This is a genomic window from Desulfuromusa kysingii (assembly GCF_900107645.1).
GTDB classification, from domain to species: Bacteria; Desulfobacterota; Desulfuromonadia; order Desulfuromonadales; family Geopsychrobacteraceae; genus Desulfuromusa; species Desulfuromusa kysingii.
Genome location: NZ_FNQN01000002.1, coordinates 106,770 through 123,122 on the forward strand (window position 1 = coordinate 106,770; position 16,353 = coordinate 123,122).

The following is a 16,353-nucleotide window of genomic DNA, read 5'->3' on the forward strand; positions in this document are numbered from 1 at the left end:
GCTACCCCTTCACTAATGCCAGCATTTCACGTACCGCCCTATCCATCCCCACAAGAGAAGCCCGAGAAACGATACTGTGGCCGATATTGAACTCCTCAATCCCATTCAGAGCGAGGACCGGAATAATATTCCGATAATCAAGCCCATGCCCGGCATTGATCCCGAGACCGAGTTTGCGGGCGGCACTGATCGCCAGTTCAATACGCGCTAATTGTTCTCGCCGCTCAACCTCTGTTTGCACCTCACAGTACATGCCGGTATGGATCTCCATATAGTCGGCTCCCACCTTATGGCTGGCCTTAATCTGCTCAACATTCGGCTCAATAAACAGGCTGACAATGATCCCCGCCTGTTTCATCAAAGCGATTTTCTGCTTTAGGCTGCTTTGCATGGAAATGACATCCAGCCCCCCCTCAGTGGTCAGTTCATGGCGTCCTTCAGGAACGAGAGTGACTGAGTCCGGAAGTGTCTTTAATGCAATAGCCACCATCTCATCAGTGAGTGCCATTTCCAGATTCATCCGTGTTTTAATGGTCTGTCGTAGCACCTCAACATCGCGGTCCTGGATATGACGACGATCTTCGCGAAGATGGATGGTAATGCCATCGGCCCCGGCTAATTCGGCCAAGACAGCTGCCGCTACAGGATCGGGTTCAGAAACGCCGCGGGCTTGACGAATTGTCGCTATATGATCAACATTAATACTTAACTTAGTCACTCTCTCTACTCCTGTGTCTCTGTTTTATGCTCCCAGATGCTCCTGCACCACTGCAGCGAGCTTGTGTGCCAAGGATTCAATCTGGCTCTGATTTTCACCTTCAATCATCACCCTGAGCAAGGCTTCAGTCCCAGAATAGCGAACCAGTAGCCGCCCACTTTCTCCAAGCTCAGCTTCAATGGTATCGATAACCTCTTTAATCGGTTTAATTTTACGCAATTCAGCTTTCTTGCGCACCTTCACATTGACCAAGACTTGCGGCAACGAAGTCATCACCTTCGCTAATTCGGAGAGTTTTTCCCCACTCCGTTTGATGATTGCAAGAACCTGCAAAGCCGAAAGAATGCCGTCTCCCGTAGTATTATGATCAAGGAAAATCATGTGCCCTGACTGCTCACCACCAAGATTGTAACCTTCCTTAAGCATTTCCTCGACAACATAGCGATCGCCGACGGCGGTCCTGACAAGTTGACCTCCGGCCTTTTTAATCGCGATTTCAAGACCCATATTACTCATAACCGTCGCCACGACCGTTTTATTTTTTAATTTCCCCGCTTTGATCATCTCGGTTCCACAAAGTGCCATAATGTGATCGCCGTCTACCGTACGCCCCTTTTCATCGACAAAAATAACCCGATCGGCGTCACCATCCAGAGCAATCCCCAGATCTGCCCGATATTCGCAAACCTTCTCAGCCATAACCTCCGGGTGCATTGATCCACAGCCATCATTGATGTTCATACCGTTAGGGTTCACCCCAAGAGGAATCACTTCAGCACCAAGCTCTGTCAAAACCGCCGGAGCAACCTTATATCCTGCGCCATGAGCACAATCGAGAACAATCCTGACGCCCTCTAGATCAAGATCTTTTGGAAAAGTGTTTTTTAGAAAGACAATATAACGTCCGATAGCATCAGATATCCGGTACGCCTTTCCCACTTCGTCAGCGATAGGTCGCAACTCATCAAGACGATGATTAATAATGAGATCCTCGATTTTTAATTCAAGCTCATCCTGAAGTTTATATCCAGTGCTTGAAAAGAACTTAATCCCGTTATCCTGATAGGGATTATGAGAGGCACTGATCACAACCCCGGCATCAGCTCGCATTGAAGAGGTTAAAAATGCAATCCCAGGGGTTGGTAACGGCCCCACGATCAACACATCAACCCCCATGGAGCAAATCCCGGCAACCAGTGCATTTTCAATCATGTAACCGGATAAGCGGGTATCCTTACCGATAACGACACGATGACGGCGCTTCCCACCGTTTTTAAAAACAAAAGCTGCTGCGCGGCCCAGTTGCATCGCCATCTCAGTGGTCATCGGGTCAATATTTGCAACCCCTCTCACACCGTCGGTACCAAATAGTTTTTTATCCATGTTCAATGTCCCCCCTTCGGGTCTTTTGGTATAATTTCTGGCTCCGCAGTCTCTAGCTCATCTGCCGGGACGGTGACAGGCCGGATATCCACTTGAACCTCGGTGGTTTTTTCATCTTTAAAATGGGTATAGGTGCCACGATGAACCAGAGGAACAATCAGAGAAAACCCTTCATTCACCCCAGTCAGATCAACGTCCTCAGTTTTCACCTCATTGACATTTTTAAGTTCGGTTTCGGCCCCTTCGATAGCCACCGCATCAGGAACCGAATTGATACTTGCAACCTCAAATCCAGGCAGTGGCTCCCCCTTAATGACAACACGGACGGGAACTCGCTTCTGTTTGATCCTTTCCAACTTCAGATCAATAAATGAGGGTGACAACCGGGTCACACGTAAGCCACTCGGCAGATTCAACCTCTCTTCCAAACGTTTAAATGTGGTCAATCCTGGTTGTAAATCAGCAAGGTCAACAATAATACTAATATCGTTCGAACTTGCCTTCATTTGCAACGTTCGCGGACCGCTAACCCGCACATCGACCATGCTCGGAATTTCATTGGCAACCATCAGCGATTTAGGAATGTTCTGTAACTCCAGGGGCACCCGATAACCAACTTCAAGCTGCCGCTCGCCCATAATAAACACCCACAACAACACCGCAAAAACCAGCGAAATTATTTTTAATGTCCAATTTTCAGTCAACAATTTGAACATCAAACTACCCTTTCTTCTTCGCTTGTTTTCTTTTCTTCAATTTTGCTTTACGTGGCTCAAGCAAACGGCCAAGGACTTTTTTCAAACTGACAGCATCGAGATTGCGGGTCATACCACCATTAACAGCAACCGAGATATTTCCGGTCTCTTCTGAAACAACTATCGCCACTGCGTCTGATAATTCAGTCAAACCAAGCGCGGCACGGTGTCGGGTACCAAGATCCTTAGTCAAATCAAGTCCCCGACTTAAGGGCAAGAAACAGCCGGCCATTTCCAACCGTCCCTGTTGCACGACCAAGGCACCATCATGGATAGGAGAAGAAGGCATAAAGATTGCGCGAATCAGTTCACATGTGACCCGTGCATCAATTGTGGTCCCAGACTCTAGAATATCTTTTATCCCGTTCTCCCGCTCAATCGCAATGAGAGCACCAATCTTTCGACTGCCGAGAGCACCACAGGCCTTCACCAGTTCATCGATGACAACTAATTCTTCATCGGCATTCATCCCCCCCAAAAAGGGGTTACTACCAACATGCATCAGCGCTCTACGGATATCATTCTGAAAAATAACCACTATGACAAGGATGATTGATGAGAGAAAATTATTCAGAAACCAATTGAGGGTGTGCAGATCACCGATGCGAGAAGCCATATAAACGGCGAGCACAACAGCTAGGCCAAGCAGCATTTGAACTGCACGGGTTCCCTTGATAAGAAGAATGGTTCGGTAGATGATAAAAGCAACAATGCTGATGTCGAGAATATCGAGTAAGCGAATATTTACAAAAACATCTAACATTGCAGCCACCGCAAGAAGTCTATCGGGATAGGGTCAAACAACGAATAAATAGAAGTATACTGAACAATTGATTAAAACCAACTCCAAGAGTGTCAAAACCTTATGGGAGCCTCTGTTCCCGAATGGCCCAGGCAACGAGAGCTGCTTCCTGCGCAGGCCGGACGTCATGAACGCGAAAGATTTGAACTCCGGCAGCTACAGCCGAAACAATCGTGGCCAAAGTCCCAAAAAGCCTTTCCTGAGGATTGTCCTGATTTAGAATCCGGCCGATGAAACTCTTTCTTGAGGTCCCCAATAATACGGGATAACCCAAGCTGTTAAACTTATCGACATGGTGAAGCAGTTCAACATTTCCAACCGCCGTCTTACCAAAACCGATGCCGGGATCAATGGCAATTCGATCAGCGGCAATACCCGCTTGCAAAGCAAGATCAACACTCTTGCTTAGACCTTCAATCACCTCTGCCAGCAGATCAGAGTAAGCGGTTAACTGCTGCATTAATTCCGGTCGACCACTTGTATGCATCAGAAACAAGCCGGCCCCGGTTTCAGCCGCGACCGTGGCCATCTCTGGGTCAAAAGTCAGCCCACTGATATCATTAATAAAATCAACCCCGCAAGACACCGCTTCACGTGCGACCAGAGCCTTGTTGGTATCAATGGAGAGGGGCAAGTCTGTCCTGTTGCGGAGTGCTTTTATGACCGGTAGAACTCTTGCCAATTCCTCATCAGCTGAAACAGGGAGAGACCCTGGCTTGGTGCTCTCTCCACCAATGTCCAGGATTGCAGCTCCCTCCTGCTGCATCATCAATCCCTGTTGGACGGCCACATCCGTGTTCAAAAACTGACCACCGTCAGAAAAAGAGTCAGGGGTCACGTTCAAGATCCCCATAATACAGGGGCGACTCAAGTCAAGGTGACAGTTTCGACCAAACATTTTTTCTCTGTTAGCGGCCGTCAAGATTCCGGATTTTCTCCCTCTTTGGGTTCTACAACGGGTGCAACCTCATCATTCACCTTGGTCGCTTCTCCATTGACGCTATTGCTATCAGCCGCAGAGTGTGCAGAACTAGAATCATTCTCTTTTGGGGGCTCTTCAGGTGCAGATTCAGCAACTTTAGGTGCTAAATAGTCAGGCCATCCATCAGGAAAAACAACATCGAGAATTTCAGCACTGTCCAACGTTTCTTTTTCTAACAAGAGCTCTGATAAAGCGATCAGCTGTTTTTGGTTCTCTTTGAGTAGCTTCCGTGTTGCTTGATAGTTGTCGTTGACAATGCGGCGAATTTCATTATCGATGTCGACTGCAGTTGCTTCACTATAATTTTTAACATGTCCCATATCGCGCCCAAGGAAGACTTCTCCGCCCTCTTTTTCACCAAATGCCATCGGGCCGATCTTCTCGCTCATGCCCCATTCGCAAACCATCTTCCGGGCAATAGTCGTCACCCGTTCAAGATCGTTACTGGCGCCACTGGTCACCGACTCAAAAGTTATCTCTTCAGCAATACGACCACCTAACAATGAGCGGATCCGGATATTCAACCCTTTAGCTGTCTCACTGTATTTTTCTTCTGTAGGAAGATACATTGTAACCCCCATGGCACGACCACGTGGGATAATTGACACTTTGTGAACAGGATCTGATCCTGGGGTCAACAAAGAGACCAAAGCATGACCAGCTTCATGGTAGGCTGTCACCTTTTTCTCTTCTTCAGTTATCACCATTGAGCGCCGTTCGGCTCCCATGAGAACTTTATCCTTGGCCGCCTCAAAATCGTCCTTCTCGACAGTGGCCTTATTGGATCGAGCCGCCAAAAGTGCCGCTTCATTAATCAGGTTCGCCAGATCAGCACCAGAGAAACCCGGTGTCGCCTTAGCAATCACCTCAAGATTCACATCCTCCGACATGGGAACCTTACGGGAATGAACCATCAAAATTTTATGCCGACCTTTAATATCTGGTCGAGGCACCATCACTTGTCGGTCGAAACGACCTGGACGCAACAACGCCGGGTCCAAGACATCTGGACGGTTTGTTGCCGCCACCAAAATGACACCCTCGTTTGATTCAAAACCGTCCATTTCCACCAGTAATTGGTTCAATGTTTGCTCGCGCTCGTCATGTCCACCGCCAAGACCCGCGCCACGATGACGACCAACGGCATCAATCTCATCTATAAAAATGATACAGGGAGCGTTTTTCTTCCCTTGAAGAAACAGGTCACGAACACGACTAGCACCAACGCCGACAAACATTTCGACGAAATCCGAGCCGGAAATAGTAAAAAATGGAACCCCAGCTTCGCCGGCAACAGAACGTGCCAAAAGGGTTTTACCCGTCCCTGGTGAACCAACCAGAAGAACACCTTTAGGTATTTTCCCACCCAGTTTGGTGAATTTTTTGGGGTCTTTCAAGAATTCGACAACTTCTTCCAGTTCCTGCTTGGCTTCGTCGACGCCAGCAACGTCTTTGAACGTCACCAGCCCCTGAGTATCGGTCAGCAGTTTTGCTTTGCTTTTACCGAAACTCATCGCCTTACCACCGCCTCCCTGCATCTGGCGCATGAAGAAGATCCAAACTGCAATCAGCAATAATATTGGTCCCCAGGAGATCAACAAGGTAAACCAAAAACCTTGATCATCGACTGGTTTGGCTTCAAGAACGACCCCCTTAGCTTTCAACTCAGGAATCAGCTGATCATCCATAGGTGCATATGTCTGGAACTTGCCGCCATCAGCGAGGACCCCAGAGACTTGATTCCCCTGAAAGGTAATACTGGCGACCTGCCCCGAATCAACGGCACTGAGAAACTCGGTATAATTGAGTTTCTTTTGCTCAGTATCTTTCTGAGTCATCATATTGAAAAGCATGATCATCAACAGTGAAATGACCAGCCATAACGCTAAATTTTTTTGAAATTGGCTCACAAGACCCCCTATGGAGTTATTTGATTAATTATTACGCTGCATTCGAGCACCAAAAATTATCTAAAACTAGCTGAAAAAATTACCATAAAAGAACATCAGCCTACAACCCTTTTGTCCCTTTTTCACCCGTCAAATCAGTTCAACACGCAGAACTTTCCCCTGACCCTGCCCTGCAACCGCACAACCGGAGCGGCGCGCTCCAACTACCCACAGAATTGTATCCCCACAAACCAGAAGTGGCATCGTTAATCGCGCTTCGATTTCAATTTGATTATCCGAAAAAAAACTTTTCAGTTTCTTATGGCCAAACATTCCAGATGGCACAAACCGGTCCCCAGGGAGCCAACTACGAACCCGCAGCGGTTGCGACAATGCAGCTAAAGAATATTCCGTCACCCACGCTGATTCCCCCTCCAACTCATCCTGCGTTGAGGTTCGCAACACCCGCCCATCTGGAAGTTCAAGCTCACCAGAAAGGGGGAGAGGCAGATTGAAAGGGGACGGCAACTCAGGCGCCGTGGCCCGAAACCAGAGAGCATCATAACGTCGCGCTACCCAACAACCGGGGAGATTGAGTTGCGCTTGACTCTTGATTCCCGACAGGAGGGCTTCAATCGCCTGCAAATGGATCGCCTCAATTCGTTGCAGATCACCGCGAACCTGCTGGAGCGCTTCGCGCAAGGTTCGGACACGGAGAGCGGGATGCAATGCCAACAAAGCATCCCGACCCAAGCGCAGACCATCAGCGCAAGGCAGTGCAAGTTCATTCACCTGCCGCACAACCTGCTCTTGCCAATAATCTTCTTCAACTTGAATCCTCTGCGTCAACCCAGCGATCTGTGTCTTGAAGCTGGGATTAATCTTCAGCATTTGCGGAATCAACTCATGCCGCAACTGGTTGCGTAAATACTTGGGATTCTTATTACTCTGATCTTCAACCCAGGGGAGACCATGTTGCTGAGCATAAGCAAGGATTTGCTCACGAGAACATCCCAATAAAGGTCGCCACCAAATTGCCTGACAAACACGCATAGAAGCTAGACCACTCTGGCCACTACCGCGCAGGAGCCGTAGCATAAAGGTTTCCACCTGGTCGTCCTGATGATGGGCAAGGCTAATGGCATCCGCATCAACCTCAACGGCAAGCCGCTGCAAAAACTCCCGACGAGCTTGTCGTCCCGCCATCTCAACACTCAATTTGCGTTGCTGAGCCAGATCCGCAACCGCACAGGACTCAACATCACAAGGGACATTCCACTGTGCACAAAGGTCGCGCACAAAAACCGCATCCGCAGCACTTTCTTGACGGATTTGATGGTCAAGATGGGCAGCATGCAAAGAGACGTTAAGGGTTGCAGATAGTCGGGTTAAGGCATACAGCAGCGTCACAGAATCAACACCGCCCGAGACCGCAACCAAAAGCTGCTTGGCCCCCACGGGAAAAGAATCAAGAATAGACTGCTCTAAAGGGGAAAGTTTCATATAAAAACAACCATGGGTCATCTATCTTCGCACCAAAGCCAAAACCGGACTCGCTGACTATAAACAAAAAAAGCCTTCCCCGATAGTGGGAAAGGCTTGCAAATGGTGGCGGTGCAGAGATTCGAACTCCGGACACTGCGGATATGAGCCGCATGCTCTAACCAACTGAGCTACACCGCCTGATCTATCTAAACCTCCGAGGAGGGAATTAACTTTGGTTGCGGGAGAGGGATTTGAACCCCCGACCTTCGGGTTATGAGCCCGACGAGCTACCAGACTGCTCCATCCCGCGACACGAGCACTGGAAAATAGTCTTCCAGACTGAAAAAGTCAAGTGAAAAATCCACCACTTTTTCCCTTTTTTTTCTTTTACTGGCGGGTGATAAAACCTTTGATTTTATCTTTTTCTTGCAGATATTCTTGCGCCTTTACAGCTGTTTCAGCATCCGCATACGGACCAATTCGCACCCGATACCATAACCCTTTCGTGCCGAGATCCGCCTCTACCACAAATGCGGGATATCCTTTGTCCACCATTTTTTGCTTTAAGGCGATAGCATCTCCGGGAGCCCCAAAAGACCCCATCTGCACGGCATGGCTGCCACCGACGGTGGCCTTTGGCAACCTATCAGCAACCACCGCAGCTGGTTTATTTTGCTTCTTGACAGTTGTAGATACTGCAACTTTCGGCGATGATTTTGTAACAATAGGCTGATCCGGAAGATCAATAGGCGGCTGAGTCGTTTCCGCTGCTTGAATCTTTTCAATCGGCTCCAGGTTAATCCCGCTCCCTAGAGGTACGGTCTCTTTTTCAAGATCATCGTAGAAGCTCAGTTTGGGTTCATCTGCGACAACTTCAGTTTCGGGGACATCGACGGCTTTGGCCCTATCTGGCTCTGCCGCTGGTTCCACAATGGGGACAGGTGCATGTGCGACCAGAACTCTTTCCGCTTGTTGATACTTCTGCGTCAGATCCCGCTCCGCACCTCGTCGCCCGACGATCACCCCGAGAGTAAAACTGGCCAGTGAAACGGCAAGCACTAACACTAACAGAATAACGGCCTGACGTTTCTCCATCCGTCGTTGCGTCCTTGTTTTCGACGTCCCTTTCATTTTTTCCCCTTTTTTATCTACATGCGTTCTGGCGCTGAGAGGCCAAGTAACCGCAATGCGTTGGCTAAAACAATCCGCACCGCATTCGCCAGACAGAGTCTGGCTTGGGTCGTAGCCGGGTCATCAACCAGCACCCGATGACGATTATAGTAACTGTGGAACTGCGCAGCAAGATCTTGAAGGTAAAAAACGATCCGATGTGGTTCATACCCCAAAGCGGCTCCCACAATAGTCTCGGGATAACGGGCCAATTGCTTCACCAGAGCCAACTCATCAGCCAACTTTAAACAGCTGTAATCAACATCTTTGGGTTGCAGTTGTTTTGTCCCCGCCTCTTCTGCGTTGCGGTTAATACTACAAACGCGAGCGTGGGCATATTGGACATAGTATACCGGATTGTCGCTGCTTTGTTGTTTGGCCAGCTCCAAATCAAAGTCCAGTTGGCTATCACAGCGACGCATCAAGAAAAAGAAGCGACAAGCGTCACGACCGACCTCATCGATAACATCTCTTAGGGTGATAAAATTCCCAGATCTTTTCCCCATGATATACGGTTTACCATCACGCAGCAGATTGACCATCTGGATCAACAACACCTCAAGGTCTTCAGGAGGGTGTCCCAGACCTGTGAGCATCGCTTTCATGCGAGGAATATAACCGTGGTGATCTGCCCCCCAAACATCGATAACGCGATTAAAGCCACGGTCAAACTTCTCCATATGATATGCAACATCGGAGGCAAAATAGGTGTAACTGCCATCGGATTTAATCAACACCCGATCTTTGTCATCGCCAAAAGCTGTGGTACGTAACCAAAGAGCATTATCCTGTTCAAAAGAGAGCCCTTTTTGTTTCAATTCATCAAGTTGCCGGTCAACCATCCCTTGATCATAAAGATTTTTTTCACTGTACCAATGATCAAATTTGATGCCGAATTTTTGTAGATCGGCTTCAATCCATTTAAGAATTTCTGTCACTCCAAAACGGGCACAGGATTGGATTGCCTCATCCTCGGAGAGATTGTTCAGTTCGCCAACCTCGGAGCGAAACTTAGAGGCCAGATCGACGATATACTCGGCCTGATAACCGTCTTCAGGGAAATCTATTTTTTCACCCTGTAACTCTCTTAAGCGTAATAAGATTGAGCGACCAAGAGTCACAACCTGATTCCCTGCGTCGTTGACATAATATTCACGTTGAACTTCGAAGCCTGCAGCCTGCAACACCGCAGCGACAGCGTCACCGACAACCGCCCCACGTCCATGACCGATATGCAAAGGGCCAGTGGGGTTAGCACTGACGAACTCAACCTGGATCTTGGTCCCATGACCAATCGTGCTATGACCGTAATCACAACCTTGAGCAAAAATCTGATCCAGGACATCATACCAACAGGTGGCAGTCAGACGAAAATTTATAAAACCAGGACCAGCGATCTCAATCTTATCGCACAAAGGATTCCCCTGTAGCACCGCAACCAGAGCCTCTGCAATCTTGCGGGGAGCCATCTTCTCCGGCTTAGCCAAGGTCATGGCAAGGTTAGTAGAAAAATCTCCATGATCTGAATTTTTGGGGATTTCCAATTGCACTTCTTCTGGCAATTCACCCGAGGTTAGAGAACCGTCCACATAGCATTGTTTCAAAGCTGACAACAGTGCCAGCCGTAATTGTTCTTTCATCTTTTTTACTGCCTCTTTTCTTCTGCATCGTCGTCTGGAAGATGGTAAATAAGCTCACCCTCACGGACCATTCCAAGTTTTGTTCGGGCCAATTGCTCCCAATAGGTTTTATCTTTTTGTAAGCGTTCAATTTTATTACGGAGCTGTTGTTGTTGCTGTTGTAATTCGACCAGTTGCTGCTGCAAATCCTGTTTCTGCTGCTCCGCCTGAAAAATTCTCAGTACGCCACGGCTACCAAATACAGCATAAGCGAACATCAGCACAATAACCACAAGCAAACAGAGTGTGAATAGATTTTTTCGACCGGGAGTTATCGATTTGCGTGGAGAAGTCAAACAGTACCTCGCAGAAGGAAAGAACCAGCGGCCACATCAACCCTAAGGGACATATCAGCTGCCACCCAGACTACCACTGATATTGCCGACGGAACCGATGCCGTTCATGGTAAACACTAACATGACTGAACGGTCGCCCTCATTGTCCCGATAAGAGAGTTGGGCACTCCAGCACTGCTGCCGATATTCGATCCCGACAACCTGCTCCAGCTGTTCGTCAGTGGCATAATCATAACGTTGCTGATAAATCAGGTAAACAGGCTTCAAAAAGGCGACACTCAGGTCAATTAAACCGTAATCGATCTCATCTTCAGAATCGTAACTGTATTCAATTCGCAATGAGTTCTCTTCCTTGTCCTGAACCTTCGCCGTGACCGCGATATCAGTCCAATCACCACTATCGACGTCGAGGGTTGTATCGGTAGACAAAGAGAACCAATCCGATGGCAACAGCGTCATTTGCAGGCGCAAATCTTGAAATCTCTGCCCGCTGGCCTCACTGGTCAAATCGTAGGTCTGCGATAAGCGTAAATAGAGAAATTGACGGTACGCTGTCTTCCCATTGGCCCCTTCGGTACGCGTGGTGAAACGCTGCACAAGGGCAAGCTCCACCTGATTCTCTTCATCGATATCATCGTATTGATCAAAATAAGGCAGGTCATCCTGATCAACCTCAGGGATATAGCTATAGACCACCTCTGGCTCGAGCGAGTGCTTGAGCTTTCCAGAGAAACCAAAGGGTTGATCATAAATTCTCTGCATCCGGGTACTGAAACGGGTACTGAACTCGACGATCCCTTCATTGTCAGAATCGGAATCATCACTGATATTCCAATAGAGGCGTTCACGGTAGGAGAGTTCCGGAGTCACGCCGATGACATCCCAGGGTTGGAAACTTGCGGCCAGAAGAGGTTTAACCATCAAGCGCTCCCCGGTTACCCCCTCCTGTCGCCAAAAGTTACTATATTCCGTATCCAGAGCATAATAAAAGGCAGAGTTGGCTATCCGTTGCCGGGTGACATCAAAAGAGATCCTTGGCAACAGTTGCAACGTGGTGTCATCATCATCCTCAAGGTCTTTCGTGTATTTCAATTGTCCCAGAAGACTATACTTTCCCCAACTCTTGCTGAGATAGAAAAGAGACTCGACGCTCTCTTTATTATACTCTTCTGCCACCGTACCGAAATCTTCAAAGTATTCATCATCATTGACATACTCAACATCCGCGACCATGCGGACGCCACCAGGCAACGTGCCATCATGCTGCCACTCAACAGCGTAGCGCTCTTCGTCAACCTCTTCGCCGTCGACCTTATCGACATTCATATGATATACACGCGCTTCGCCAGCATTATTATTGCCAAAGATATAACGATATTCCAGACCCTTACCAATCCCCATCTCCGAGAGATAATCAAGGTAGAGGGTCGCGTCCTGATTAATCCCTAAAACCTGATAGTAGGCGCTGCTATATTGAAACCCACGCTTATCAGAATAACCAATCCCCGGAATCAACAGCCCCGATTCCCGATCGGTTTTTGCTGGATAGATCATGTAGGGGAAGTAAAGGGTCGGAACATTTTTGAGGTAGAAAATCGTATTGCGGGCCCGGGCGTATCCACCTAGAGTCACATCGAGGTGGCTGGCTCCAAACTTCCACGCAGGAACGTCGCCATCACAGGTTGTGAAAGTCCCCTTCTTAACCAGATAATCAAGTTCACCGCGACGTTCGATGGTCTGCCCATATACGTGCAGGTTTTGATCTCGCAGAAAGAAGTGTCCATTCTCAATCGTTCCAGTTTCTTGCTGCAAGTTATAGCGAACTTTACTCCCGGAGAGCTCTTCATCCGGCGAAATGAGTCGGACATCTCCTTCAGCCATAAGGTCCCCGTTGATTTGGTTCCATTCCAGGACCTGGCTACGAACATCAAGCTCCCCCTGAATCAACTTAACATCGCCGCTAGCATGATAGAGCCCGGTGTCTTTGTTGTAACTCAACTGATCTGCCTCCAGCTGAACAGGCAAATCGGACTCACCAACCTGCTTCCAATCGGCAGCCAGAACCAAGGAAGCATGACTGATAAGAATAATAAGGAGAAGAGACCGTAACCACATAATTTTATAAAGACCTTTTTCAGCCATTTCACACGAACCAGAAGCAACAGAATTTAGAAGATGATTGATTATCGGGTAATAACAAGGGAATCGACCTCCGACAATAAAAAGGCGCGAATTTCCGCGACCAAAAACAGTGAGCCCGCCACAAGAATGATATCATCAGATGACCGGCCTTCCAGTGCCGCCTGAAGGGCTGCGATCGGATCTACAAATCCTCTCGCCCACGTACCCGTAGCTTGCACCCGTTGAACAATATCAGCTATTGGCACGACAGCATCGACAGGGGGCTGGGTTGCATAGACACAACGGACAAACGGCAACAGCGCTGAAACGAGCTCATTGGCCTGCTTGCCTGCTTTGCAACCGACGATCAGATGGAGGTTCCCGAGACCCTGCTGTTGTAAGTATGTAGCCAGCTTTCTAGCTCCGGCGGGGTTATGAGCGCCGTCCAGAAGAATCCGATCAGCCAGCCATTCGAGTCGTCCCGGCCAACAGGCTGTGTCTAGGCCGGCCTGAATCTCAGCCGCGCTGATCTCTAAACCTGCTTGCGCAAGATAATCTATCGCGGCGGCGGCCAGAGCAAAGTTTTGTTGCTGATGCTCACCTGCTTGAGTCACCTTCACCGCATCAGCTGGAAGCTGCCCGCCAGTCACCCGAAAAGCATCTCCCTTGCCGTGCCAATGATAATCTACCCCGAACTCCAATAGGGGGATATCCAGCTCTGCAGCACGTTGTCGCAAAACAGACTGAACCTCCACCTCCTGATAACCGCTGATCACCGCAACACCAGATTTGCAGATACCAGCCTTCTCAGCTGCAACCTGAACTAATTCTGTTCCCAGATAGGCGCTATGATCGAGGGCGATCGGCGTAATCAGACAGAGCTCGGGATGAACCACATTGGTCGCATCAAGCCTGCCTCCCATCCCCGTTTCCAGAATAGCCCATTCAACCCCACGACGCTGAAAGTACAGAAAGGCCATCGCGGTAGTGAACTCAAAGAAAGTGACCTTTAAAGCTTCAGCATGCGGTCGGAGTTCTTCGATCAAAGCAACCGCGTCAGACTCTGAAATTTGTCGGGTATCAATCCTGATCCGCTCAGTAAAGCTGTGCAAGTGGGGGGAAGTATATAATCCAGCTGAAATCCCAGCCGCATTAAAAATACTGGCGAGGGCTGCAGCGGTTGAGCCTTTGCCGTTGGTGCCTGCAATATGGATAATCCGTAAACTTTGTTGCGGATTGCCGACGCAGGATAAGAGCTTGTGGATATTTTCCAAGCCCAGTTTAATCCCAAAAAACTGCAGGGAATAGAGGTAAGCAAGGCTTTCCTGATAGTTAGCCATCGGATCTTATTTTTTAGTGAAAATTCGCAGTAGCTGAGATAGTTTCTGCTTCATCTCCTTACGCGGGATAATCATATCGATCATTCCATGTTCCAGCAGATACTCTGAACGTTGAAAGCCTTCAGGTAATGTCTGCCGAATGGTCTGCTCAATAACTCGTGGTCCAGCGAAGCCAATAAGAGCACGAGGCTCAGCAATATTCAGGTCACCGAGCATAGCAAAACTGGCAGTAACACCACCAGTTGTCGGATCCGTCAGCACCGAGAGGAAAGGGACTCCAGCGGCCTTGAGTTTCGCTAAAGCGGCACTGGTTTTAGCCATTTGCATCAGAGACATGATGCTTTCCTGCATTCGCGCACCACCCGATGAGGAGAAAATCAACACCGGAGCATTGGTGTCCAACCCTTTCTCAATCGCTCGCGTGATCTTTTCACCGACCACTGATCCCATACTGCCACCCATAAACGCGAAATCAAACACCGCGACGACAACTGGCAGCCCGTCTAGATTTCCCTCACCACAAATCACCGCATCGCCATCTCCGACCTTTTTAACAGCGGCTTTGATTCGATCTTTATATTTTTTTGTATCCTTAAAATCGAGAAAATCAACCGAACGCATTTTTGCATCCATCTCGACAAAGGTCCCCTCATCAATCACCAGAGCTATTCTCTCGCGAGCGCCGATGCGGAAGTGGTAGTCGCACTTAGGACAGACGTTCAAATTACGTTGAACTTCCTTGGCGTAGATAATTTCCTGACAGTTTTTACATTTGGTCCAGACCCCTTCAGGAACCTGGACGTACTTTTTCACAGTAGAAGCTGTCAACGCTGTTTTTTTACGAAACCAAGCCATGAAACATCCTTTTTGTTTGCGCTCAAAGATAAATGCTCAAAATAATCTCGCGCTTAACTGGTGAGGGCGGTCAGACCACCTTTGAGTTCAGCAACAAACTTTGCAACCTCGGGCAGCAACTCTTCACTTTTTCCATATTTTTCAATAATCTTAACCAACGCACTGCCGACAACAACCCCATCAGCAAAAGTTCCAACCGCACACGCATCCGCCACGGTTGTAATGCCAAAACCAACCCCCACGGGGACATTCGTCATCCCCTTCAGATCGTCTACGGCGAGCCGGATATCCTCTGGAGAAATTTTTTGTCCCCCGGTCACTCCAGTCATCGACACGTAATAGAGATACCCCTCGGCAACTGCCGCCAAGCGCTGCATTCTTTCCCGTGGTGTGGTCGGTGCCAAGAGGGTAATCAGGGCAACCCCTGATTCATGCAACAGAGGACTTATTTCTGCGGCCTCCTCTGGGGGCAAATCAACCAGAAGCAGCCCATCAACACCGGCAGCCACGGCATCCCGAACAAAGCGCTCAACGCCATAGCAAAAAACCGGATTATAATACCCCATCAAAATCAATGGAACTGCGGTCTTTTTGCGCACTTCCGCGACTAGCTGGAGCACCCCGGAAAGGGTCGTCCCTGCAGCAAGAGCTCGCTCTGAAGACGCCTGAATCGTCGGGCCATCAGCCATTGGATCAGAAAAAGGGACTCCCAGTTCAATTAAATCAGCTCCAGCGTCAACTAAAGTTAAAATAATTTCTGCCGCCACTTTTAAATCGGGATCACCCGCAGTTATAAACGGGATCAACGCCGTTTCCTGACGTTGCCTTAATGCTGCAAAAGTTGCTTCAATTCGTGACATCGTTGCCATTTCTTTACG

General features: G+C 48.7%; 14 protein-coding genes and 2 tRNA genes. All 16 read right to left on the bottom strand.

Going from position 1 to position 16,353, the window contains the following annotated elements:
- Position 1: 1 nt before the first annotated feature.
- Positions 2 to 718 carry a pyridoxine 5'-phosphate synthase gene (locus BLU87_RS03625; RefSeq protein ID WP_092344830.1) on the bottom strand — a complete coding sequence of 239 codons (717 nt, stop codon included), beginning with the start codon at positions 716 to 718 and terminating at the stop codon, positions 2 to 4.
- 24 nt (positions 719 to 742) lie between these two features.
- Positions 743 to 2,101, bottom strand: coding sequence for a phosphoglucosamine mutase (gene glmM, locus BLU87_RS03630; protein ID WP_092344832.1), 1,359 nt, complete (start codon positions 2,099 to 2,101; stop codon positions 743 to 745).
- Between the two features lie 2 nt (positions 2,102 to 2,103).
- Entirely contained in the window at positions 2,104 to 2,817 is a 714-nt protein-coding gene (locus tag BLU87_RS03635) for a CdaR family protein (protein WP_092344834.1), read from the bottom strand.
- A 4-nt stretch (positions 2,818 to 2,821) separates the two neighbouring features.
- Positions 2,822 to 3,619, bottom strand: a complete 798-nt coding sequence (cdaA, locus tag BLU87_RS03640) for a diadenylate cyclase CdaA (RefSeq protein WP_092344836.1) — start codon at positions 3,617 to 3,619, stop codon at positions 2,822 to 2,824.
- 100 nt (positions 3,620 to 3,719) lie between these two features.
- Positions 3,720 to 4,556 (bottom strand): dihydropteroate synthase, encoded by an 837-nt coding sequence (gene folP, locus BLU87_RS03645; RefSeq protein ID WP_139167454.1) that lies wholly within the window; start codon positions 4,554 to 4,556, stop codon positions 3,720 to 3,722.
- A 20-nt stretch (positions 4,557 to 4,576) separates the two neighbouring features.
- Positions 4,577 to 6,550 (bottom strand): ATP-dependent zinc metalloprotease FtsH, encoded by a 1,974-nt coding sequence (gene ftsH / locus BLU87_RS03650; RefSeq protein WP_092344838.1) that lies wholly within the window; start codon positions 6,548 to 6,550, stop codon positions 4,577 to 4,579.
- 129 nt (positions 6,551 to 6,679) lie between these two features.
- The gene (gene tilS / locus BLU87_RS03655; protein ID WP_175498255.1) at positions 6,680 to 8,032 is read right to left on the bottom strand and encodes a tRNA lysidine(34) synthetase TilS; all 1,353 of its coding nucleotides are present in this window, start codon (positions 8,030 to 8,032) and stop codon (positions 6,680 to 6,682) included.
- Between the two features lie 103 nt (positions 8,033 to 8,135).
- Positions 8,136 to 8,212 (bottom strand) — tRNA-Met (locus BLU87_RS03660).
- A gap of 35 nt (positions 8,213 to 8,247) precedes the next feature.
- A tRNA-Met gene (locus tag BLU87_RS03665) sits at positions 8,248 to 8,324 on the bottom strand.
- A 77-nt stretch (positions 8,325 to 8,401) separates the two neighbouring features.
- Complete coding sequence (locus tag BLU87_RS03670; protein ID WP_092344842.1) at positions 8,402 to 9,145, bottom strand: SPOR domain-containing protein; 744 nt, start codon at positions 9,143 to 9,145, stop codon at positions 8,402 to 8,404.
- 17 nt (positions 9,146 to 9,162) lie between these two features.
- The gene (gene argS, locus BLU87_RS03675; RefSeq protein ID WP_092344844.1) at positions 9,163 to 10,824 is read right to left on the bottom strand and encodes an arginine--tRNA ligase; all 1,662 of its coding nucleotides are present in this window, start codon (positions 10,822 to 10,824) and stop codon (positions 9,163 to 9,165) included.
- Positions 10,825 to 10,829: 5 nt separating this feature from the next.
- Positions 10,830 to 11,081, bottom strand: a complete 252-nt coding sequence (locus tag BLU87_RS03680; protein WP_092344846.1) for an FtsB family cell division protein — start codon at positions 11,079 to 11,081, stop codon at positions 10,830 to 10,832.
- A 132-nt stretch (positions 11,082 to 11,213) separates the two neighbouring features.
- Positions 11,214 to 13,301 carry an LPS-assembly protein LptD gene (locus BLU87_RS03685; protein WP_092344848.1) on the bottom strand — a complete coding sequence of 696 codons (2,088 nt, stop codon included), beginning with the start codon at positions 13,299 to 13,301 and terminating at the stop codon, positions 11,214 to 11,216.
- Between the two features lie 41 nt (positions 13,302 to 13,342).
- Positions 13,343 to 14,620 (bottom strand): bifunctional folylpolyglutamate synthase/dihydrofolate synthase, encoded by a 1,278-nt coding sequence (locus BLU87_RS03690; protein ID WP_092344850.1) that lies wholly within the window; start codon positions 14,618 to 14,620, stop codon positions 13,343 to 13,345.
- A 6-nt stretch (positions 14,621 to 14,626) separates the two neighbouring features.
- Positions 14,627 to 15,475 carry an acetyl-CoA carboxylase, carboxyltransferase subunit beta gene (accD, locus tag BLU87_RS03695; protein WP_092344852.1) on the bottom strand — a complete coding sequence of 283 codons (849 nt, stop codon included), beginning with the start codon at positions 15,473 to 15,475 and terminating at the stop codon, positions 14,627 to 14,629.
- 53 nt (positions 15,476 to 15,528) lie between these two features.
- Positions 15,529 to 16,335 carry a tryptophan synthase subunit alpha gene (gene trpA / locus BLU87_RS03700; RefSeq protein WP_092344854.1) on the bottom strand — a complete coding sequence of 269 codons (807 nt, stop codon included), beginning with the start codon at positions 16,333 to 16,335 and terminating at the stop codon, positions 15,529 to 15,531.
- Positions 16,336 to 16,353 lie beyond the last annotated feature (18 nt).